Annotated in this window: 19 protein-coding genes and 1 riboswitch; of the genes, 1 reads left to right on the forward strand and 18 read right to left on the reverse strand. The window is 55.6% G+C overall.

Features of this window, described 5'->3' with window-relative positions; all coding sequences use genetic code 11:
- Positions 1 to 16 precede the first annotated feature (16 nt).
- The 6 genes from QMG16_RS13905 to QMG16_RS13930 form a co-directional block, all read right to left on the reverse strand.
- Positions 17 to 856 carry an ABC transporter ATP-binding protein gene (locus QMG16_RS13905; RefSeq protein WP_281795106.1) on the reverse strand — a complete coding sequence of 280 codons (840 nt, stop codon included), beginning with the start codon at positions 854 to 856 and terminating at the stop codon, positions 17 to 19.
- On the reverse strand, positions 856 to 1,467 hold the full coding sequence (locus tag QMG16_RS13910) for an FmdE family protein (RefSeq protein WP_281795107.1): 612 nt from the start codon (positions 1,465 to 1,467) through the stop codon (positions 856 to 858). Before QMG16_RS13910 ends, QMG16_RS13905 begins: the two co-directional genes overlap by 1 nt.
- A 253-nt stretch (positions 1,468 to 1,720) precedes the next feature.
- The gene (locus tag QMG16_RS13915; protein ID WP_281795109.1) at positions 1,721 to 2,662 is read right to left on the reverse strand and encodes an oligopeptide/dipeptide ABC transporter ATP-binding protein; all 942 of its coding nucleotides are present in this window, start codon (positions 2,660 to 2,662) and stop codon (positions 1,721 to 1,723) included.
- The gene (locus QMG16_RS13920) at positions 2,662 to 3,510 is read right to left on the reverse strand and encodes an ABC transporter permease (protein WP_281795111.1); all 849 of its coding nucleotides are present in this window, start codon (positions 3,508 to 3,510) and stop codon (positions 2,662 to 2,664) included. Before QMG16_RS13920 ends, QMG16_RS13915 begins: the two co-directional genes overlap by 1 nt.
- A gap of 4 nt (positions 3,511 to 3,514) precedes the next feature.
- Positions 3,515 to 4,489 carry an ABC transporter permease gene (locus QMG16_RS13925; RefSeq protein WP_281795113.1) on the reverse strand — a complete coding sequence of 325 codons (975 nt, stop codon included), beginning with the start codon at positions 4,487 to 4,489 and terminating at the stop codon, positions 3,515 to 3,517.
- A complete protein-coding gene (locus QMG16_RS13930) occupies positions 4,486 to 6,099 on the reverse strand; it encodes an ABC transporter substrate-binding protein (RefSeq protein ID WP_281795116.1) in 1,614 nt (537 codons plus the stop codon). The genes QMG16_RS13925 and QMG16_RS13930 overlap by 4 nt, the downstream gene beginning before the upstream one ends.
- Positions 6,100 to 6,594: 495 nt before the next feature.
- Here QMG16_RS13930 and QMG16_RS13935 point away from each other — a divergent pair, with 495 nt between their 5' ends.
- On the forward strand, positions 6,595 to 7,038 hold the full coding sequence (locus QMG16_RS13935) for an SH3 domain-containing protein (protein ID WP_281795118.1): 444 nt from the start codon (positions 6,595 to 6,597) through the stop codon (positions 7,036 to 7,038).
- A 53-nt stretch (positions 7,039 to 7,091) separates the two neighbouring features.
- Here QMG16_RS13935 and QMG16_RS13940 read toward each other — a convergent pair whose 3' ends face one another.
- From QMG16_RS13940 to QMG16_RS13995, 12 genes are all read right to left on the reverse strand, one after another.
- Positions 7,092 to 8,093, reverse strand: a complete 1,002-nt coding sequence (locus QMG16_RS13940) for a Tim44 domain-containing protein (protein WP_281795121.1) — start codon at positions 8,091 to 8,093, stop codon at positions 7,092 to 7,094.
- A gap of 286 nt (positions 8,094 to 8,379) precedes the next feature.
- Complete coding sequence (locus QMG16_RS13945; RefSeq protein ID WP_281795123.1) at positions 8,380 to 9,753, reverse strand: sigma-54-dependent transcriptional regulator; 1,374 nt, start codon at positions 9,751 to 9,753, stop codon at positions 8,380 to 8,382.
- Complete coding sequence (locus QMG16_RS13950; RefSeq protein WP_281795125.1) at positions 9,750 to 11,624, reverse strand: PAS domain-containing sensor histidine kinase; 1,875 nt, start codon at positions 11,622 to 11,624, stop codon at positions 9,750 to 9,752. The genes QMG16_RS13945 and QMG16_RS13950 overlap by 4 nt, the downstream gene beginning before the upstream one ends.
- Before the next feature lie 411 nt (positions 11,625 to 12,035).
- On the reverse strand, positions 12,036 to 12,551 hold the full coding sequence (locus tag QMG16_RS13955; RefSeq protein WP_281795127.1) for a hypothetical protein: 516 nt from the start codon (positions 12,549 to 12,551) through the stop codon (positions 12,036 to 12,038).
- Between the two features lie 422 nt (positions 12,552 to 12,973).
- Positions 12,974 to 14,062 (reverse strand): uroporphyrinogen decarboxylase/cobalamine-independent methonine synthase family protein, encoded by a 1,089-nt coding sequence (locus tag QMG16_RS13960; protein ID WP_281795129.1) that lies wholly within the window; start codon positions 14,060 to 14,062, stop codon positions 12,974 to 12,976.
- A gap of 163 nt (positions 14,063 to 14,225) precedes the next feature.
- Positions 14,226 to 15,293, reverse strand: coding sequence for a class I SAM-dependent methyltransferase (locus QMG16_RS13965; protein WP_281795132.1), 1,068 nt, complete (start codon positions 15,291 to 15,293; stop codon positions 14,226 to 14,228).
- Between the two features lie 10 nt (positions 15,294 to 15,303).
- Positions 15,304 to 16,368, reverse strand: coding sequence for a nicotinate-nucleotide--dimethylbenzimidazole phosphoribosyltransferase (gene cobT, locus QMG16_RS13970; protein WP_281795134.1), 1,065 nt, complete (start codon positions 16,366 to 16,368; stop codon positions 15,304 to 15,306).
- Positions 16,369 to 16,604: 236 nt separating this feature from the next.
- A complete protein-coding gene (gene bzaB, locus QMG16_RS13975) occupies positions 16,605 to 17,885 on the reverse strand; it encodes a B12 lower ligand biosynthesis ThiC-like protein BzaB (RefSeq protein ID WP_281795137.1) in 1,281 nt (426 codons plus the stop codon).
- 16 nt (positions 17,886 to 17,901) lie between these two features.
- Positions 17,902 to 19,200 (reverse strand): phosphomethylpyrimidine synthase ThiC, encoded by a 1,299-nt coding sequence (thiC, locus tag QMG16_RS13980; protein ID WP_281795138.1) that lies wholly within the window; start codon positions 19,198 to 19,200, stop codon positions 17,902 to 17,904.
- A 154-nt stretch (positions 19,201 to 19,354) separates the two neighbouring features.
- Positions 19,355 to 19,550, reverse strand: a riboswitch (cobalamin riboswitch).
- A 134-nt stretch (positions 19,551 to 19,684) separates the two neighbouring features.
- Positions 19,685 to 19,999 (reverse strand): AF1514 family protein, encoded by a 315-nt coding sequence (locus tag QMG16_RS13985; protein WP_281795141.1) that lies wholly within the window; start codon positions 19,997 to 19,999, stop codon positions 19,685 to 19,687.
- Between the two features lie 104 nt (positions 20,000 to 20,103).
- Positions 20,104 to 20,406 (reverse strand): hypothetical protein, encoded by a 303-nt coding sequence (locus QMG16_RS13990; protein WP_281795144.1) that lies wholly within the window; start codon positions 20,404 to 20,406, stop codon positions 20,104 to 20,106.
- 197 nt (positions 20,407 to 20,603) lie between these two features.
- The gene (locus QMG16_RS13995) at positions 20,604 to 21,203 is read right to left on the reverse strand and encodes a flavin reductase family protein (protein WP_281795146.1); all 600 of its coding nucleotides are present in this window, start codon (positions 21,201 to 21,203) and stop codon (positions 20,604 to 20,606) included.
- Positions 21,204 to 21,218: the final 15 nt, after the last annotated feature.

Raw genomic sequence — 21,218 nt, forward strand, 5'->3', positions numbered from 1 at the left:
ACACATCAGAACCGCCCTACGGGATCGAAACCTCGCGATGGCGCATTTTGGCGGTTTCAATGAGTTGCCGCGTCACCTCGTGACGCGGCCTTGAAAGGATCTCCCCCGGAGGACCTTCTTCCACGATTGTCCCCGCGAAGAGCACCAGAAGACGATCCGCCACATAACAGGCCGTGGCGAGATCATGAATCGTTATAAGGACCCCCATCCCTCCGGCGGCAAGGCGGCGGATCAGGTTCAGGATACCGACCCCCGCCGAGGCATCCAGCATGGAAGTGGGTTCATCGGCCAGAAGCAGATCCGGATGTGTAATGATAGCCCGCGCTATGGCCACACGCTGCCTTTGTCCTCCCGAAAGGCGGCCCGGGTAGCGATCCAGGTAGGCTTCGGGAGGAGTCAAACGAACCGATGTCAGGGCCTCCCGGACCCTCCGGCTTTCACCCTCTCTATCCCCTTTGATTCTCAGGGGCTCCAGGACCGTCTCCCGGATTCGAAGATGCGCAGAAAGCGCCGCATACGGGTCCTGAAAAACCAGGGACATCCTTTCCCGCCCGCGGCAGGTCTCCTCCAGGGGAAGCGCTCTTCCCTGGAAAAGCCCTTTTCCCGAATCAGCCCCCAGAAGTCCAGCCACGACATGAAGGAGGGTGGTCTTTCCTGCACCGGAGGGTCCAACCAGAGCGACCACTTCGCCCTTTCGAAGCGTCAGGTTCACCCCTTTCAGTACTTCAACAGCCCTGCGCCCGGAACGAAAGCTTTTCGTCACGCCCCGCAATTCCAAAATCTGCGGTGCCGATTCCTGAACGAATCCGATATATCCTTCGTCCCCCTCCGGATACTTCTGCAGGGTTTGAATCATCACCATCCCCGGTTGTAATGTTCCGAACAGGGAATACAGGCGATCTTCCCGTCTCGAAACCTGGCCCTCGGTTCCATGACCTCCTCGCCGCAATACTCGCAGGTCACGGATTTGAAAATGCGGGCCCGGCTCGGGATTTCGGGCTGAACATCCTCGATCTTGAAAAGGTCATTCAGATCGGCCGCCAAGAGCTCATCCACGCGTTCTTTCTGGAAAGCCCGAAAGGTTTCCTCTTCCTCCTTCGAAGCCTCGCCTTTCAGCACCTTCTGAAAAACGGCCTCCTGCTCAGGATTTCTGCGAAAGGGCCCCCGTCTCATGGCCAATCGAACCGCTTTTCCTTTTTTACGGCAGATCACCGTATACACCTGTTTCCCATGATCCTGGTAGATGAGATTGCCCTTGCCGAGAGTGCATCCCAGAAGCGCTTGAATGGCATCTACACCGCATCCATCGGATTCTACAATGGCGACCAGTTCTTCATCTTCCGGACGGTCCACTCCCAGGTGCTCCTTCGCGGCTTTGGCCGCCCGATATCCAATGAGTAAACCGGGGCAGACGTGACCGTGAAACTTGATCGATTCCTGAAGATCCTGGGGGTACTCTGTTGTCATGATCGTTTCTCCCTTTTGAAAAAAGTTTTGTTTTCATGGGAATGTAATGCATCCCCGCAAGAAAGTGCAGCTTTCCAACCTCAAACGGTGCAATGTTAAGTACCAGAGCACAAGTTTTCGAACATTCTAAGAACCTATCCGGAAACCACCTGTGGACTTTGCGACACCCCCCTTGGTCCCCCCTCGAGGGGGGAATTAAAGGGGGTGTCCGCTGCCGAGGTAGGTTTCTGGATAGGTTCTAAATAATACCCGCCTACAGACTTGGCAAAAAACACCTCACTCTGTGGTTTCCCCGCACCTGAAGACTCGGACTTTCCCGCCCGCACCGTTCCATTGCATGAGAGCACCGATCGAGAAAACCGCATTTCCGGGGAGGAGCCGAAATGGGAAGAGCGTACCCTGGAATGCTGCGGCGACTCAAGGGGGGATCTCCCATTCGAACGGAGGCATTCATGAGCCCCTTTGTGTAGGGGTGCAACGGCCTTCGCATTTCATCCCCCGGCAACTCCTCGACAATCTCTCCACGATAGAGCACTGCGATGCGCTTCGCCCACCGGCCGGCCAATCCGATATCATGGGTAAAAAGGATGACGCTCGCGTGGTGGGCGGCGAGCCAATCTTCCAAAAACACAATCACTTTTTCACGGGTCAGTTCGTCGAGAGCGTTGGTCGGTTCATCCAGGAGCAGAACTTCCGGCGCATTCAAGAGGGATAGGACCAGGGCCATGCGTTGCTTCTGACCGCCTGACAGTTGATGCGGATAGCATGACCAGAGGGAAGCGGGCAGATCCAGAGGCTCGCCAAGGGGAGCCAGGAGACCCAGAACGCTCTTTGCATCGAGCTTTTTATTTTCTCCATTTTGTATCACCTCGCGGGCCGACTTCCAAAGCACCTGAGCCGGATGAAAGCTGTCCTGCGCATTTTGGGGAACCAGAGCGATGCGGCGATAATAAAGGCGGGCGCGTTCGCTTTGAGAGAGGGCCAAGAGGTTACACCCGCAAAAGAATACCTCCCCTTCCAGTACCTCCTGCCCCGGCAAAGGCCGCCCCAGAAGGGCCCAGGCAAGACTCGTCTTTCCCCCGCCCGATTCACCAACCAGTGCTACCCGGTCTTCCTTCCCCAGTTGAAGATCCACTTTCCAGACAGGATAAAGGGCCTTTCCGGCACGTAATATAAGATTCTTCGCCGCGAGCATTACAAGGACTCCTCGCTGCGCAGGGCCTCATCGAGCCCATAGCCCGCCAGAGTAAATGAAAGCACCGCAACACTCACCAGCAGGGAAGGCGGCAAAAGCCACCAGCTCCAGGCCGATGTCCAGAGCAGCCCGGGATAGTCGAGAGCGCTTCGAATCATCATACCCCAGCTTCTCAGGGTGGGATCTCCCAGCCCCAGAAAACTCAGCCCCGCCTCGGCCACAATGGCATGACTGGCCGTGGCCGCTCCCTTGGCCAGCAGGAGAGGCAGCAGTTCCCGCACGAGATGCTTTCTGAGGACATAAATGAAACCCGCCCCTGAAAAACGGATGAACCGGATGGCTTCTTTTTCCCGAAGGGAAAGGACCTGGGCCCTTATGGTACGCGCCACTCCCGGCCAGGCGAGCAAAATGAGGACCGCCAGCACATTCGTGAGACGGGGCTTCAGGAAGACGGCAAGCAGGATGATGAGAGGCAGCCGGGGAATGGCCATGAGCACGTCTACCGAACGCATGAGCAAGACTCCCAACCGCCTGGGATAAAAACCTGCGCAGGCCCCTACCCCAAAACCGATGGTTGTGGATAGAATGCCGACCGACAGAGCGGTCACGGTGGAAATGAAGCATCCTGAAAGCGCCTGGCTGAAGATGTCTTGCCCAAGTCCGTTGGTCCCGAACCAGTGCAGAAGACTTGGAGGAGAGAGGCTTGGCCCGGAAACGGATTCAGGCGGATAAGGAGTCCAGCACAGGCTCAGCAGGGCAAGAAGAGTCAGAAGCACGATTCCAAGGATTCCGGTTCGTCCCAAATGCTGGTTCCATGCCGATGCAGCCAACTCTTTCCAATGGTGCAAAGCCTCACACCTCCTTCACGCGCGGATCCAGGTTCACATAAAGGCAATCCGTGCAAAAATTGATGAGAAGGACCCAGAGGGTAAAAGCCAGAAAAGCCCCCTGGAGCAGTGGATAATCATGGCTGAGGACCGCTTCGTAGCTCAGGCGCCCGATGCCGGGATAGGCGAAAAGGACCTCCACGAGGATGGCTCCGCCGGCAGAATAAGCAAGCCGCAGCCCGAAGAAGGTCACCACAGGAAGCAACGCGTTTCTCAACACGTAATGGTAGCGCACCCGTCGCTCGGGCAACCCCTTTATTTCCGCCATGAGCACATAGGGTTCGTCGGTCACCAGAAGCACTGAACTCCTCACCACGAGATAAGCGGAAAAAAAGCTCGATGCGGCGAGCACAAGTACCGGTAGCGCCGCATGATACGCCAGATCCAGCACCTTTCCAAAACCCGTGAATTCTGAAAAGGGACTGTACGCACCGCTCAAGGGAAAGATCGGGATCTTCACACTCAGCAGGATCAGCAACAGGCTCCCCAGCACAAAAGGCGGCATGCTTTCCAGGCAAACTGCGGGAACGAGCACCCGCCACTCCCGTCTTTTCTTCCATCCGGAATGGGTCCCGAGAAACAGGGCAGCGGAGAAGCTCAAAAGAAGAGCACTCAAAGTCAAAAGGAGAGTCCATGGGAACCGTTCCACCAGAATGCCTCCCACCGGTGCGCGATAGCTGATGGACCAGCCCAGGTCTCCACAAGCCAATCCTTTGATATAATTATAAAATTGAACAGAGATGGGGAGATCGAGTCCGTAATGTCTTCGAAGGGCCTTGAGTGTTTGAGGATCGAGCTGGACGGGCAGATTCCCCACTCCACTGCTCAACTCCTCGATGGGATTCCCCGGGATGGCCCGGGGAAGAAAAAAATTGACCGAGAGCGCTGTCACAAACACTAGAAAGTAGGTCGCGGCCCTCCTGCCGAGATAGGAAATCACGGCTTCCTTCCCTTTATGAAAGCGAGTTTGTTATAGGGCAGTGGAACGCCTATGCCGATGCCGCCCTCTCCCGTATAAAACCAACCCTGAAAAACGTCCGGCCGATAAGCGATGAACCATACCGGATAATAGAGAGGAAGTACGGGAAGTTCACGTGCGTAGAGCTGCTGCATGGTTTTGCAGAGGGCCATGCGTTCTGCGGGATCAGAACGGATGGAGAGCAATTCGGCTGTCCGAAGGTATTCCGGGTCTTTCGGCATGCCGGCAGAAAAAGGATCGTCCCGCGCACCCCCGAATCCATAGATGATGGATGGGTCTCCCCCGAGCCCCCCGTGCCCTGTGAGGGCCAGGTCGAAGCGGCCTTCCCGCACCATGGCATCCAGGGTCTTGATGTCGAGAGACTTGAGATCCAGGGTGAAACCGATTTTTCGCAGCATCAACTGCAGCGCTTCGGCTTCGCGCAGATAGGATGAGGTGGTGAGGAGTGTGAACTGCATGGGTTTTCCGTTGGAATCTTCACAGACCCCATCTTCGTTCCGATCCCCGATACCGGCCATTTCCAGGAGCTCACGACTCCGGACGGGATCGTAGGAATAAAGGTCTTTCAAGGAGGGATCGTACCAGTTGGAGTCCGGGGACATGAACCCCGGGTTGCCGGGCTTCGCTCCTTCGAGGCCTCCGGGAACGGACTGTTCGATCAGTGCCTTGCGATCGACGGCGTGAGCCAGGGCGTGACGGACTTGCACCTCCGAAAAAGGGAACCGGTTGAGGTTGAACTGCAGGTTCAACACCCAATAAGAAGGGCCGGAAAGCAACTGAAACCTTTTATCTTCTCGGAACTTCGCCAAAAGAGATGCAGGAACGGTCGCCTCGGCCACGACACCGCGTTCAAGAGCCGCCACGGGATCTCCAACGGGTACGAAAAAAAGCTTCCGCACTCGGGGCTCTCCAAGGAAAAATGCCGGATTCGCATCGTAGGCATAAGCCCCCTGAGCCTTGTCATATTGCACCAGGCGATAGGGTCCGCTCCCCACTACGCGATCCGGAGCGGAAGTCTCCCGAGGATTCGAAACGTCCCGCCAGATGTGCTCGGGAAGAATGGGCACGCTCCCTGCAATCTGGTTCAAAAAAGGGGCATAAGGACTCTCCAGGTAAAAGACGGCGGTCAGATCGTTTGGAACTTCCACATCACGGACTTTTTCCAGAGAAAACCACTCTACGGGGTAACGCTTCAGGTAATCGAAGGTGAAGCGGACATCACGCGCGGTGAGAGGCTTTCCATCCTGCCATTGCACACCCGGGTGCAGGTGGAAAGTCCAGACCAGGCCATCCTGTGAGCATTCCCAGTTCTTCGCCAGCCAGGGGATGGTCCCCTGGTGGTCCTTCCAGACCAGGGTGTCATAAATGAGGCTCAAATGAACGTAGCCCATTCCTCTCGGGTAGAAGGTAAAAGGAGTCGGCATCCCCCAGTCCCCGCCGGGCAGATGAATTTCTATGGCATCACCCGTTCCCGATCCTTCCCCGGCTTCGGAAAAGCTTTCACCTCCTCCACTGCAGGAACAGAGCAAAAAAATCGCAAGCCAGGCTGCGCCCACAAGTCGAAGTATCATAGCGGTTTGACCTCCTTGAAGATGATGAGATACCGGACAGTGAAGGGCGACACCTTTGCAGAATTCCTGCCGGTGTAAGACAAAAAAAGGCCCGGAAACCCCATCCATGGGTCTCAGGACCTTCGTGGCCGTAATCAATCGATCGACGATTCAAACGAGCATCAGGATCGGTCGTATCGGATTCTCGCCCGATCATCCATCTCGGTCTTTTTCAAAAGAAGACTGAACCGGTTTCTTACCGGTTTTAACGGCTCCAATCTATCACACGCCTGGACCTCGATGCAATGTTTATATGAAAATACGGTGAGCAGGTAAGTAGATGAAGGAAGCGGCCTATTCACCCATTCACCGATTTTCATCCTTCTTGGCATGTCTCTTGTTAGGCAAAAATCATGACCTGGTCACAATATCCGGGGATGCATCCGGTTCATTCGAGTCTTCCGGGAGCAACTTGTTTCATCCATTCTGGACACACTTTTATTCAAGGAGGGATATGTGAAAAGAATCATCGGATTGACTTTAGTATGTTTCACTCTGTTGTCGGATCCTGCTTTTGCCGCGACAAAAAGCATTGGAAAAGACAACGTGAACATACGCTCAGGACCGAGCCTCAATGATAAAATCATTTATGAAGCACCTCTCGGATATCCAATCAAAATAGAAAAAGAGCAGGGCAAATGGGTTTTCTTCCGGGATTGGGAAAACGATGCCGGGTGGGTATATAAATCTTTTGTCTCCGAAATTCCAACAGCGGTGGTGCTTGTAAAGGTTGCGAATGTAAGGAATTCACCGGGAACGGCGCATAAAGTGGTAGCGAAGGTGCATCGGGGGGAAATCTATAAAATAGTTGGAAAGAAAGGAGACTGGATAAAGCTTGGCTATTACTCAGGGGGAGAAGAGATAGGCTGGATCAGGCGCGACCTTCTATTTGGCGATTAAATAAAAAACTTTGCCCCCCCCTCTTCCAGCGGAAGAGAGGGGGAGCGAGAGAACTATGCCTGATCGATGGCGGAAAGCCGCCATCCGGGCGCACCGATATCTCTTGTAAATGTCCAAAATTCTTTAAACTTCACCGGATTCAGTTTATCTCCTTCCACCACTTCGCGGGTCGTCGCATCCACCGTGTAATCAAGCAAGTTGGCCGTAATGAGAACGGTGATGTATTCATTCCCCGCTTCCTGCCACGCTTCGGCAAGTTCAACCTTGCGGATGGCTATGTTCTCCAGGCGATTGATCACATTCCTCTGTCTCATGGACTCGAACTCCCGGCGGAAGAAATCGGCCATTTCGCCTGTGAGGATGCTTTCAATCCCTTCCAGACTTCGGTTCATCCAGCCGGCCTGAATACGAAAGAAAAGGTCCTGAACGGTCTCCTTGAATCTCTCCTCGTCGAAACCGGGGTCATAACGCCTGATCTGATCGATGCCCTGCTCCAGTTGACTGTAGCCGCGCACCGGTTCATGAGCCGTCCCGTAAGCATAGGATCCTCCCGTTTGAGAAAATCCCTCGTAGTTGTCCGCCTGAGGTGGGGTTCCGTAGTAGCTTGCCGCAGCAGCATTCTGCTCACGCCGTTTTTTGAAAAACCTGTAAGCAAGGTACAGGATAAGGCCCAGGATCGCGATATCCATGAGTCCTATACCGCCTCCGCCAAAACCGCCGGGCGAGGCATGTCCCGTTCCACCAAACAGGAGACTTCCGAGGAGCCCACCTGCAAGGCCGCCGGCCAGCCCCTGCATGAAGGGGCTACGACCAAAGAACCCGCCTGACGGCTGAGTGGGGCTGCCGGGAAAGGAATTCCTGCCGGGCATGCTCATACCCGGCGAACCCAATGACGAACTTGACGGCATCTGAGGCGACGAGAAGCTCCTGCTTCCACGGCTTCCCATAGAGCGCCCCCCACCGGCTCTCGCCCAGGCGGTCGATTCCATAAGGATGGAAAATCCAAACAAAAACAGAGTTAAAAACAAAAGAATATAATGTTTCCTCACATTCATCTTTCAGTACCTTTCATTAAGATCCTCGATTCTGCGGTCTTCCTCCGTGCCCTCCGTGTCTCCGTGGTTCATATAAAATCCGACAATGTCAAATTGTAAGATAAGCCATAAGAAATGCAACGGAAAGGCCAACTGCACTTCTCCCGGGACACAAAAGCGGTATATGGGAAGGGAACACATTCAATGCGAGGGGGCTGGGAAGAGAATGAACATTTTGTTCAACGGGAGAATCATTTCTTTCAATGCTTGAACGATTTGTTTCACGATCCGCAAGCTCAAGGTCACCCTAGAGTTCTACAAGCAGGTTGTACTCATTGATTTTTCTGCGCAGCGTGGGGCGGCTGATTCCGAGTATCCTGCAGGCATCTCCGTAGTTGCCCCGGGTACGTCGGAGCACCTTCATGATGTGAGCCTTTTCGACCTCTTCCAGGCTCTGCAGCTCTTCCTCCTCCTCGGCGGGCCACGAGGGCTCCTCCGATCCACCCGGCTGGGTAAGATCCTTCTTCCGCACCCAATCCTCATCCAATTCGAAGATCTCTCCCTTGGAATGGATCATCCCCCGGCGCAGCACATTTTGAAGCTCCCGCACATTGCCCGGCCAGTCGTAGCCTTTCAGCGCCTCGAGGTGGGCATTCGGAATGCGGGACACCTTCTTGCCCATCTCCTGATTCAACCGATGCACGAAGTACTCCGTAAGAGGGATGATATCTTCAACACGCTCCCGCAGGGGAGGAATACGGATCACAAAAACCTTGAGCCGAAAATAGAGGTCCTCTCTGAAGGCGCCCTCTTCAACCATGGCTCTCAGATCACGGTTGGTGGCGGCGACAATGCGGGCGGGCATGGATATCGTGTTTACGCCGCCCACCCTCTGGAATTCCCGCTCCTGCAGGACCCTGAGAAGTTTGGCCTGGAGCTGGAGCGGAAACTCCCCAATCTCGTCCAGGAACAAGGTGCCTCTCCCGGCAATCTCGAGTTTCCCCACCTTTCGGTGTATCGCTCCGGTGAAAGCCCCTCGCTCATGGCCGAAAAGCTCGCTTTCCAGGAGGTTTTCCACGATGGCTGCACAGTTTATGGCAACAAAGGGTTCCTCGGGAGCGGCTTCCTGGTGGATGGTCTGAGCGACCAGCTCCTTTCCCGTTCCCGTTTCCCCCTCGATGAGCACGCTCGCAGGCGTTTGAGCCACCTGGGCAATGGCCTTAACGACTTCGATCATGGCCTTGCTGCGGCCGATGATCTGGTTGGACTTGTACGACTTGGAGATGACATGGCTGAGCTTCGCCAACCTCTCCCTTTGTGCCTTTTGCAGGAGGATCTTCTCCAGCAGCAGGTCCAGGGCGTCAAGGTCGATGGGTTTGTACAGATAATCGGCCGCCCCGAGGCGAATGGCCTTGAGGGTCGCTTCCGTATCGTGAAAGGCCGTGATCATGACGACCTCCCCTTGAAGCTCCTCGCGCTTGGCATTCTCCAGTACTTCGGGACCGTCTATGTCCGGGAGCTGTACGTCGAGGAGCACCAAGTCCGGCTCCTCCGTCTGCCAGTGGTCGAGGGCTTCCCTCCCCGTTCTGAAAACGGATACGTCATATTCCTTGCCCCTGAAATAGAGTTCGAGGGTCCTTGTGAGGGAAGTATCGTCATCGACGATCATGATTCTCTTCATTGGGCTCCTCCAACACCCGGCAGGCTCAGTCGCACTGTGGTCCCCTTTCCCTCTTCACTTTCCACTGAAATCTTCCCACGGTGCGCGTCCATGATCTTCTTGACAATGGCAAGCCCCAGGCCGGTTCCCTTCTTCTTTGTCGTGAAAAAGGGTTGAAAGATCGTCTTGAGGTTCCTGCGAGAGATACCGGCGCCGTGATCGGTCACGGCAATGGTGACTCCGGCACCCGAAGGGCCTTCTCCCATGGTTGCGGACACCCGGATTTTCCCATTGGACCTGGAGGCTTCCAGAGCGTTTTTCAAAACGTTGATCAGCACCTGTTCGATCTTGTCGGGATCACCGATAATGGGGGGCAAATCCGGCTCTATGCTTCGCTCCACCCCGATACTGCGCACAGATAATTCACCTTCGAGCTCCCTGAGGCACCTGTCGATCAGGGTCTCCAGGGGGATATCCTTCTTCTGGAGCTCCAGAGGCTTGCTGTAGTTGAGAAGATCCGAAAACATCCTCTCCATCTGCATCACCTGGTCGAAGGCGATCTCGTAGTGTTCGTGAAGCACCGCGTCTTCCCTCAGGGCCCTCCCCATGATCTGTAGGTTGAGTCTGATGGAAGAGAGGGGCCCCCTCATCTCATGGGCAACGGATGCGACCAGTTCACCGACGGCAGCCATGCGTTCGGAGCGCAGGAGCTGTTCCTGCGCTGCAATGAGCTCATTGTAAGCCTTCTGCAGGGACTCTTCCTTTTGTTTCAGGGAAGTAATGGACTGAGAAAGCTGCTGGGCCATCAGGTTGAAACTCCTGGCAAGCCGCCCGACTTCATCCTCGCTCGAAAACGGGATCCGCTGATGCAGGTCCCCTTGCGCCATTTTCTCCGCAGCCTCAGTGACCTGGACAATGGGCATGGAGACCCGCCTGCTCACCAGGTAGGCCATCAGGAGGCAGACAAAACCCACGAGCACCGTGGTGGAAACGCCGATGGCTTTGATCCATCGGAGCGGCCCAAGGATTTCGTCCGCTTCCATCTCGGCGAGAATGCCCCATTGGTAACGCGGCAGCCAGACGTAGGACCCAAGCACTTCCCAACCCATATAGTTCTCGTAGATGGCCGTTCCCTTCTTTTCCGACAAAACGGAGCTTATCCCATAGGTATCGAAGCTCTGATCGTATGTCTCGGACCAGTCCAGGAATCTGGACTCGGAAATGATCTTCCGGTCTTTATTCACGAGATAAGTCTCTCCCGTCTCACCCAGCCCGATGCGCTCCACCATGATGGGATCAATGGTCTTCGAGAGGTCGAGCACGGCAACAATGAACGCCAGAGTCCTCCCCTCCCTCGCATTGATCCTTGCCGCAATCCGGAAATACCATCCCTCTTTCCCGGGATTCCTGTATACAGGGCCAAGGACGGGTCTCTCGCTCTTCTGCACCCGCTTGATTTCTTCAAGGGCCACAAAATTCTGATTGCCGACAAGTTCAGGGTGCGTCGAAGCGAGGACCTTACCGTTCGGCAATACAATAGAAATGGTTTCGTAAGATGGAGATCGCCTTTCGATGATCCCCAGGGTATCCTTGAGCAGGTCCTCCGGCATTTCCGAAGGATTATTGAGACTTTCACAATAGCGTTGACAGGCTTCACGGATGACCGGCAGCCGTGAAAGGATACCGACATCGTCCAGTCGCTCCTCGAGCCAGGATCCCAGATGATTTGCCTTGTTTTCGGCCACGGTAGCCATGTGCTGAAAAGCCAGGGTAATGAGCGTCTTTTTCGCCAATATGTAACTTTCGTAGCCCATGATGCCGATGGGAATCACAACGATCAGCAAAATAGCCAGAAAGAATCGATGCGAGATTTTCTTCTTTATTTGAAGCATGCCTCTTCCCGGGAAAATGTCGGCACTATACCGACACCTGCATATATACTCTGCACGGATACAATGAAGATTTTTGACCATCATGCAGGAGCAACTATCGTTGCCATTGCGTGCATGGTTTCCACGATGCAAGAATTAACTGAGGAATGATCATAATTCAAGGGAACGCTGAAAAACGCCGATATGCTCTGGGCTGATAAAAATCCCTCTTAACCCTACAACGCCTACAACGCGCCCTGGCTCAGCCCCCTTCGAGTTTCTTCTTTCTGTGGGAGAGATAAGCGCGGTGATTTCTGATCTCGATCCACTGGACTAAGAGCCTATCCGAAAACCCCCTGTGGACTTTGCGACCCCCCTTGCTCCCCCCTCAAGGGGGGTGTCCGCTGCCGGGGAATGTTTTCGGATAGCCTCTTAGTCAGGTTGAAAATAAATCGTAACTCCATCCAGAAAGGGACGGCCACGATAGTAATTTTCATTGACGACAAGTCCGACTTCCTCTTCCCCCTTCCTGTGGCTGAATCTGAAAGGTACTGATCCGATAGGGTGGTTAGCAGAATCAACATAATTGACATCAGATTGAGGAAGGATTTCGAGAGACCATATCTTTTTCAGGAAATCAGGATCATCTTTGGTAAACAAATAGCTATAGATGAAAGGAAATAATCTCTTTGCACTGCCACCCTCTGGCCCTTTGGGGTCCAGCAAACCGATCGGCCCCCAAACGTCAAACCAGAGGACGTTTCCGCCTTCAGATCCTTGTTGCCGTGGATGGGATCGTTTACCCATGCGCCGGGCAGGGCCGCCCCCCCCCTTGGCGATCTGGGCATGGATCAGTCCGTCCTTCCAGGGCAGGCGGTAGACCACTCCGCCCAGGGGGCTGAACTCGGAGCCGAAATCAAAGTTGTTGTCATAGCCAATCGCCGTCAAAACCCCAGCACCAGGTGACTCAAGCCCTCGATGTCATGATTCAGCCTGAAACTGATCCCCCACTGCTCCTTGTCATAGTCGAAGCCTCTCGTCCTGGAATGGACCTCTAGTGTAATCGTCCAAAAGGTCGAACTGTTGGTGTCGCCCTTCGATGGTGTAAGTGAAGTTGTCGGAAAAGGCGGTTTCGTAGAGGAGCCGCTGATAGATCCCGGAGCGGTAAAAGTCTTCCCAGAAGTGGTGTCGTAGCTGTCAATGAAGACAGGCGGCGCGCGATCTCGCTTCAGCTGATGGTGGAAAGGGCTTCGCTATTATCATAAAATAACAATAATATCAACTTCATAAATAGCACAGTCAGGAATTCTCATTTTGGATGGTCTTCATGATGAGAATTGCTGGGGGGCGGTTGCCTCCGTTCAAACTTGCTAACACATCGACGCCAGCGCCTCCGAAACCTGGCAGGTCAACCTGTAAATTCTCTCCGCCAGTTCAGGAGACAACAGGCCCGTACCGCAGGCGGGCGTGATCATGCTTTGTTTTAGCAGCGTTTCCCGGTTCAAGCCGAATCTTTCCAATTGCGACCAAAGGTGCTCCAGGCGAAGCAGCAAAGAATGGGAATCTTCCTCGAACGCCCGCTCCATCGTGGGGACGATGCCCCAGGCCAGCACTCCGCCACGTTCCAGGAAGTCGAGAAGCTCCACAGCATAACAAAGGATCGAGTCCCCGTACCAATACGCATCCAGGCTTAGAATGTCGAGGTTGGACTGCAAGGGCACCGACCAGTCCGCATTGTTGCAGGAATGCAGACCCACCCTGGCATTTTCTGAATGGAGTGCTGCAAAAATCGAATTGAAATCCTCGAGGATCATCTCCCGGGTTAAAGTGATGTGAAGATAGGAGCCATAAGCACTGATACCCGGATCGTCTACAAAGATGATTGCCGGACGGCCCAGGCCGGACAATGTGACAGCCTGCCAGCGCGCATGCATGGCCAGAGTTTTTACAAGCACATCTCTCAGCTCATCCCGGTAATAGGCCATCCGCCCCCGATCATCCTTCAGGTGGAATCCGGCAGTAAGAGGACCCACCATATGCCCCTTGAAAAACCTTATGCCGCGCGGGCCCGTTCTTTCGATGCTTTCCAGAAACGCATAAAATCCTTTCGAATTGTCCCTGGGGAGAGCGAAGCTCTGCAGTGCGTGGGAATCACCCTCTTCGGCAGCCAGGAAAATCGTGTAAAAGCGGGTCAAACGGTCCGGCCAGGCGGGATCCGCCGTGTCAAAGCAGGGCACCCCTCCTTTGATTTTGATCAATCCGGTTTCCACGAGCACCCGCAAAAACTGAAACACGAAATTTTCTTCCGTTCCCCTGAGAGGCAACTGAGGCCAATGTGGAATGGCCGTGAAGTACCTTCTCACGAAGGAGACCGCCTTGGCCGGATCAACGAAAGGCAAGCTTCCAACGCCGGTGGCAAGACCGCATGGGGAGAATTCGAAAGATTTCTTTGCGTTCATGACCCTCTTTTGGCTTGAAAAGAAGGATTTTATTGCGTTCACTCATGAGTTTTCGCCGGGTGATTCTTTCCACCGGGAATCATCGCCCGGGTTAACGGTGAATGCAATGATTATCATGCTCCTTTGACAATGTCGAATCATGCTTAACCTGGCGCCAATCCCTTCAAAGGACGATTTCAGGAACTGCCAGGCGGAGCCCGGCCAGCTTTTCTGCATCCCTGGAGGCGACGATCACACCCGTGTCCGAGCCGAGGGCAATGAGATCCGTGACGTGAAGTCCTTTGCCCGTGAGCTGCTCACGCACCCACTCGGCGGCAAAAACCTTCCCGTTGTAAGTATTGAGCAGCATGTTCAAGTCAAAAAGGGCGGCCTTCTGGGGACGATGCTCCCGGAAAAAGTCGTGGACGACCAGGAAGCCGTCGGAAGTGAGGCATCGCCGGGCTTCATCCAGCAGATGGACGGCCTCGGTCTGCGCATAGGCGTGGAGCACATTGGAGAGGACCACGAGATCGAAGGCCCCTTCGCTCACCGGCCAGGGCTCCAGGATATTGGCCGGGCAAAAAGTCATTCGATCTTCCAGCTTCCTCGGGCGCAGCAATTCGACGGCACAATCCAGTACGTCCGGCAAATCGAGCAGGGTCGCCACGGCGCCGGGAAAACGCTCCAGGAAACCGGCCGATACGGCCCCGGAACCCGCTCCCACATCCAGGATATTTCCCGAAACAGGGCCGAAAAGCGGCAGAATCTCCCGGATCTTGATCCGGGCGACATCATCCATGGCGCGGATGTAGCTGCGGATGCGCCTAGCGAGCTGCCCGGGTTCCCGGGCAACGGAGTCGGGGACTCTTCCGCCGGCCTTGAGAGAGCCCTTCAGGTTCCCCCAGGGAGCGGCAAGGTACCTGCGCCAGAGGATGGAATTTCCCTGGTAGCCTTCCTTCCCTTTGACGAGGTAGTTTGAAGCGATTGGGGTGTTGTAATAGAACCCGCCATTATAGGTTGCCAGACCCATGGCGCAAAGCGCATCGAGAAAGCGCTCCACTGCCGGGGCATCGCATTCCAGCAGCTGCGCCATTTGAGCGGCGGAGCTTCCCCCTGGATCGAGCCGGGAAAAGACATCCAGCTCCACCGCGGTGAAAAGCGCTTCCGAAAACCAGTATCCCGTAGCCAGATCCTCCAGATACTGCGCACCGCTCTCCCGGGAGTCATGTTCCAAAAACGGCAGATGTCTCATCCTGCATCCCTCAAGATTTTCTGCTCACCCCAGCATCCTCGAAGGTGAGCATCTTGTTGATCACCTGCGCCGCGGATTCCACGATATTCATGGCCAGGGCCGCCCCGGTTCCCTCTCCCAACCGGAGGTTCAGATTCAACAGAGGCTTCAGGCCCAGTTCCTCCAGCATCAACCGGTGCCCGGATTCCAGGGACTGATGGGCGGCGATCATGTAGTCCAGGGAAGGGGGAGCCAGCCTTTTGGCCAGCAAGGCCCCCGCCGAGGAGATGAAGCCATCCACCAAAACGGGCACCTTGTGGCGGGCGGCCCCCAGGATCAGGCCGGCAATGCCGCCGATCTCGAATCCGCCCACTTTGGCCAGAACATCCACGGGGTCGGCGGGGTCGGGGCTGTTCACATCCAGGGCCTTTTCTATGACGCGGATTTTATTTTCGAGGGCATCGTCGCCGATTCCCGTCCCCCTTCCGGTGACTTCCCGGACCGGGTACCCGGAAAAGGCCGCAAGGATGGCGCTACTCGGCGTCGTGTTGCCTATGCCCATGTCTCCGGTGGCGAGCAGTTCAACGCCTTCTCGAACCAGGCGACCGGCGATCTCGATGCCGGTCTCGAGGGACTTCACGGCCTGCTCGCGGCTCATGGCCGGGCCCTGAACCATATTGCGCGTACCATAGTCCACCTTGCGGAAGAGGACTTTTCCTTCAAACGACCTGTCCAGATCGCTGCCAACCCCCATGTCCACAACCACCACGCGGGCCCCCACGACCCCTGCCAAAACGTTGATGGCCGCCCCCCCGGCTACGAAGTTCGCCACCATCTGGGGGGTCACCTCCCGTGGAAAGGCGCTCACGCCCTCCTCCACCACCCCATGATCCGCAGCCATGGTCACCACCGCTTTGCTCGTGACGGACGGCCGGAGGCTCTCCTTGACGGCCGCCAGCTGTTCCGCCAGACCCAAAAGATCTCCCAGGCTTCCCTGGGGAATGGCCAGGTTATCCAAATGTTTCCTGGCCTTTAGACGCCAGTCGGCGCTCAAGGGTTTTATTCCCTCCAAAGTAGTCTGAAGTATCGATCCCATTCGATTCCCTCCGATTCCTTGAAATAGAGCTGGTTTCTTAGAACCTATCCAGAAACCACCTGTGGACTTTGCGACACCCCCCTTGGTCCCCCCTTGAGGGGGGAATTAAAGGGGGGTGTCCGCTGCCGAGGTAGGTTTTTGGATAGGCTCTTAATCTGCGAAAATCTGCGCAATCTGCGGATAAAAAAGTCTGATGGCCAGACCTCCGATTTTCATCATCCCCATTCAATCCCGGTTCAGGCGATGCCGAAATACCGGGCTGCGACCTGCGCCGCGCACTGGGGGCCGCAAACGGCACAGCAATGGCCGCCGTCCCTGTTTGCGCCGTTCGCTTTCATCTTTTCGGGATCGATGGAAAGGCCGATTTGCCGGTCCAGGTTCAGGGCCACCCGGGCCCGGGCCATCTGCAGGTCCTTCGAGAGAGCCTGCCTGTTGCCTCTGGCCAGGTCCGCCGCGTGGGCGGCGATGCGGGCGGCGATGATCCCATCCCTGACATCCTGTTCCGTGGGCAGCCCGAGATGTTCCGCCGGTGTGACATTGCAGATGAAATCGGCACCGGCCGCACCGGCTATGGCGCCGCCGATGGCCGAAGTGATGTGATCGTATCCGGGGGCGATATCGGTGGCCAGTGTTCCCAGGACAAAATAGGGTGCGCCGTTGCACAAACGCTTCTGCAGCAGCATGGTTGCCCGGACATGGTGCATGGGGACATGCCCCGGTCCCTCCACCATGACCTGGACTCCGGCCGCATGAGCTCTCGCCACCAGCTCACCGCCAATGATCATCCCCTGCAGCTGCGCTCCATCGAGGGAATCCGCCGTCGCACCGGGCCGGATGGCGTCTCCCAGGCTCAATGTCACGTCGTAGCGCTTCAGGATCTCGAGCAACCGGTCAAATTGCTCATACAAGGGGTTTTCCTTATCGTTGTGCAGCATCCAGCCCGTGAGGAAAGCTCCACCCCGGCTGACCACGTCCGTGACCCGCCCGGTGGTCTTGAGGCGCTCGATGACCTCGAAGTTCAAAGCGGAGTGGATCGCCATGAAGTCCACACCTTCCGCCGCCTGCCTCTCGATGGCCGCGAACATATCGTCCGCCGTCATGGCCACCACGCTTCCCCGCTTTTCGATGGCCTCGATGGCGCACTGGTAGATGGGTACGCTTCCGACGGCAACCGTTGCCTGCGCCAGCGTCTGCCGCCGCACGCCGTCGATATCCCCGCCGGTGCTCAAATCCATCACGGCATCGGCCCCCGCATCCTGCGCGACGGCAAGCTTGCGGGCTTCCATCCGGATGTCGTCCCGATCGCTGGAGGTACCGATCAGGGTGTTCACTTTAACCCTCAAACCCTGTCCGATACCGCAGCAGGTGAATGCTTTTCGCCTGATGTTTTTGGGAATGACGATGCTCCCCGAAGCCACTCCAGCCTGTATAAACTCGATATCCACATTCTCCCTGTGAGCCACCATTTCCATTTCGGGAGTGATTCTGCCCGCACGGGCCGCCAGCACCTGAGTCATGGATTCATCCTTTCTCTCAGCAAGATCGTTCGGAAGTCCCTAAATACCGGGACACCACTTTCATCGCACAGTACTTTCCGCACATGGCGCAGGCAGAAGAAGATTCCTCGCTTCTCTGCCTTCTGAGCTCCCTGGCTCGCTCGGGATCTATGGCCAGGGCAAGCTGTGCTTCCCAGTCCAGCTCCTTCCTGGCCCGGGAGAGTCGCAGGTCCCACTGCGCGGCTCCTTCGAGCCCCCTGGCCAGGTCCGCGGCATGTGCGCCGATGCGTGCGGCGATCACCCCCTCGCGCACCTGGGCGACGTCGGGAATGCCGATGTGTTCGGCGGCCGTGACATAGCAGATGATGTCGGCTCCCGCCCATGCCGCTATCGCTCCCCCGATGGCGCCGTTGATGTGATCGTAGCCGGCGGCGATATCGGTCACCAAGGGACCGAAAACAAAGTAGGGCGCTCCCCTGCAGAGGCTTTTCTGAAGCGTCATGGTCGCCTCGATGTGGTTCAGGGGAACATGACCCGGCCCCTTTACCATGATCTGGACTCCCGCTTCCCTCGCCCGCCTCACGAGTTCTCCCAGGACGACCAGTTCGTGCACCTGAGCGCCGTCCAGGGAATCGGCCACACACCCGGGCCTCATGCCGTCGGCGAGACTGACCGTGACATCGTATTTCCGGGCTATTTCCAGGACACGGTCATAGTGCTCATAGAGCGGGTTTTCCCGCTGGTTGTGGATCATCCATCCGATGAGATGGGAACCGCCGTAGCTCACCAGGGGGTCTATCCTGCCTTCGTTTTTGGCCCGTTGCACGATGTCCATGGTCGTGCCGCAGTGCAGCGCCAGAAAGTCGACCCCATCTGCTGCCTGGCGCTCGATCACCTCAAAAAGATCCTCAACCGTCATGTGCACCGGGGACGTATGTTTTGCCGCCGCTTCCGCGATGGCCTGATAGAGGGGAAGCGTTCCCACGGGTGTGGGGGTGACCGCGAGGGTTTGGCGCCGCATGGCGTCGATATCTCCGCTGACGCTCAAATCCATGATGGAATCCGCACCGGCGTCAACGGCCGCCCTGATTTTTTCGACTTCGACACCAACGCTTGCACCGGATCCGTAAAGACCCACACTGGCGCTCACCTTGGTCCTCAGCCCTGCGCCTATCCCCAAGGGGATCATGCCGCTCCGCCGATTGTTTCGGGGTATGACCAGCGTGCCCTCTGCAACACCTTGCCTTACCCGTTCGGGAGAAATTCCCTCTTTTTCCGCCACCTGTTCCATTTCCGGCGTGATTTTTCCATTAAGAGCTTCACTCAACTGATTCATCAGATCCCTTTCCTGGTGTTGATTTTATTCATCAGGACCGGCACTTGGTTTACGCATGCACCATGCCGCCTTTCAGAACAAAAAAAAGTCCATGCCGATTACGGCATGGACTTTTCCATCATCCATGAACACCTTGTACCAACCCCCACGGGTTGTGTTCATACACTTTCAGGCAGGTCTCCTGGCTCCCGGATTAGAACGCCCGCGCCTCCCTTCCCGCCTGCCTTGCCAAAAACGGACGACCGACGGTGGATATGAGGTGGACTACCGGTTACAGTGGCGGGACCGCCCGGGATTTTCACCCGGTTCCCTATTCTCCCTTTCGGGCACCTGGAAAGTGCTCATCTCAATTTTTTGCGACCCTTTTTATTCATACCGCGAGATTTTGTCAAAAGAATTCTCACGGTAAAAGGGGGCAGGCCTTCTTGGACAAGCACTTTTTCTTTTTGATTTTGTCCTATGTCAAGGGCTGACCCCATATGCATTAACTCAAACCTTCCTTAGCCCTGAAGACAAAAATGTAATCTTCATCATTGATGTCTATAGCCAGGTCTCCACCTCGGGCGTGTGCGTAGGTAAGCCAACTGGGTTCGCCCCTGCCACAACATTCAACGGCGCTCGGAAAGTATGTCCCGCTTTTTCTGTCAAACCAGCTGAGCAGCATCGGATCGGAACTGTAAGTGTGAGCACGCTTGTAGGCAGCATCTCGGGCTCGTTCAAAAGAGAGGTCTTTTTCCTCGATGCGCAGGTGAATCGCCTTGTCAAACATTCCTGCTGTCGGCAGTTCACAGCTTTCCACGCAAATCACCTCCTTTTCACACCAGAGAGCATCCAGATTGTTCACATCTTTCTACTCTCTCACTACGAGGGCAAACATGACAATATGCGCAGTGTAAATCACACTCACGAACAGCATAAGGTCAGAACAGGGGTTAAAGAGCTCGTTTCAGAGAAATCACCCTTCATTCCAATCCTTGCTGCCATGCTTGCGGGTTCGTTTTCCAGCAGATAGCCTAGTGTCCGGATTTTTTCCTCCACAGGCAAGCCTGCATCTACTGCAATCCAGTCGCTTCCATCCTTATGAAAGCGCACCCCTTTCCTCATATCCAATCCCCGTGCTTCCACATATTTTACGTTACGGGATTGTGCAAGTTCACGAAGAGTTGTATAGTCAAGGGTGCTTGTTTTGCATCTTATCTTTTCCATTAGAAACATCACCCCTTTCTATTTCACTGAAAACCATCCTTCCGGTTTCGACTACAATAATAATCATTTGATTGGAAAGATGCCATCTCCGCGGGCCTCACTGCAATGGGATGGTTTTTCGAGAGCCGCTCACTTCCACGAAGCTTTTCTTTATGATGCCGGACAGTTGCCGGCTCTCCCTGACATCCGATGGTGCTCTATTTGTAGAGGTGCGCCAACCTGTCTTTGCCGTCCGGGAACATGGCCCCGTAAGGTTCGGTGTAACCCGTGTCCTTTACCGTCACGAACCGCATTCCCGAATTGTTCAGCAGGACCATCAAAGGATCGGCTTTGTGAGGGTCGAAGCCACCCGCTGCATCCAGGAGGTCTTCCTGCATTTCGAGCCGCTTCACCTTGCCGATGATGAGGACATATTCCTTTTCGATGTGCTGCCGAACCAGACTGCATTCCATCCATGCGAGGCAGCCTTCGATGCCGGGTGGTTTCACCGTTTTGGACGCTTTCGGAGTCAGCCCCGCCACCACAAATTCGTCTGTCTCAGGTGGATAGTGCTTTGCGGTAGGAATCACGTGCTTCACCATCTCCACGGGGGGAACATTCAAAACGAACTCTCCCGTCTTTCGAATATTGCGAAGTGTATCCCGTTTGTGCCATGAAGCCACACACACCAAGTCGGTCGGCCGCAGGATGGGCATGAGGTTGGAATAGGGAGCCACGTTTCTCACACCTTGCTCGTCTTGCGTGGAGATGAAGACCACAAGGCCCGGAAATGCGAATTCTCTCTTGTGCGGTGTCATTACCATTTCTTTACC

It is taken from the genome of Desulforhabdus amnigena (assembly GCF_027925305.1).
Lineage (GTDB): Bacteria > Desulfobacterota > Syntrophobacteria > Syntrophobacterales > Syntrophobacteraceae > Desulforhabdus > Desulforhabdus amnigena.

Coding starts and splice junctions, on each gene's coding strand:
- QMG16_RS13905 (WP_281795106.1), bottom strand. CDS start 856: ATGATTCAAACCCTGCAGAAGTATCCGGAGGGGGACGAAGGATATATC.
- QMG16_RS13910 (WP_281795107.1), bottom strand. CDS start 1,467: ATGACAACAGAGTACCCCCAGGATCTTCAGGAATCGATCAAGTTTCAC.
- QMG16_RS13915 (WP_281795109.1), bottom strand. CDS start 2,662: ATGCTCGCGGCGAAGAATCTTATATTACGTGCCGGAAAGGCCCTTTAT.
- QMG16_RS13930 (WP_281795116.1), bottom strand. CDS start 6,099: ATGATACTTCGACTTGTGGGCGCAGCCTGGCTTGCGATTTTTTTGCTC.
- QMG16_RS13940 (WP_281795121.1), bottom strand. CDS start 8,093: ATGAATGTGAGGAAACATTATATTCTTTTGTTTTTAACTCTGTTTTTG.
- QMG16_RS13945 (WP_281795123.1), bottom strand. CDS start 9,753: ATGAAGAGAATCATGATCGTCGATGACGATACTTCCCTCACAAGGACC.
- QMG16_RS13950 (WP_281795125.1), bottom strand. CDS start 11,624: ATGCTTCAAATAAAGAAGAAAATCTCGCATCGATTCTTTCTGGCTATT.
- QMG16_RS13960 (WP_281795129.1), bottom strand. CDS start 14,062: ATGAACGCAAAGAAATCTTTCGAATTCTCCCCATGCGGTCTTGCCACC.
- QMG16_RS13965 (WP_281795132.1), bottom strand. CDS start 15,293: ATGAGACATCTGCCGTTTTTGGAACATGACTCCCGGGAGAGCGGTGCG.
- cobT (WP_281795134.1), bottom strand. CDS start 16,368: ATGGGATCGATACTTCAGACTACTTTGGAGGGAATAAAACCCTTGAGC.
- bzaB (WP_281795137.1), bottom strand. CDS start 17,885: ATGACTCAGGTGCTGGCGGCCCGTGCGGGCAGAATCACTCCCGAAATG.
- thiC (WP_281795138.1), bottom strand. CDS start 19,200: ATGAATCAGTTGAGTGAAGCTCTTAATGGAAAAATCACGCCGGAAATG.
- QMG16_RS13990 (WP_281795144.1), bottom strand. CDS start 20,406: ATGGAAAAGATAAGATGCAAAACAAGCACCCTTGACTATACAACTCTT.
- QMG16_RS13995 (WP_281795146.1), bottom strand. CDS start 21,203: ATGACACCGCACAAGAGAGAATTCGCATTTCCGGGCCTTGTGGTCTTC.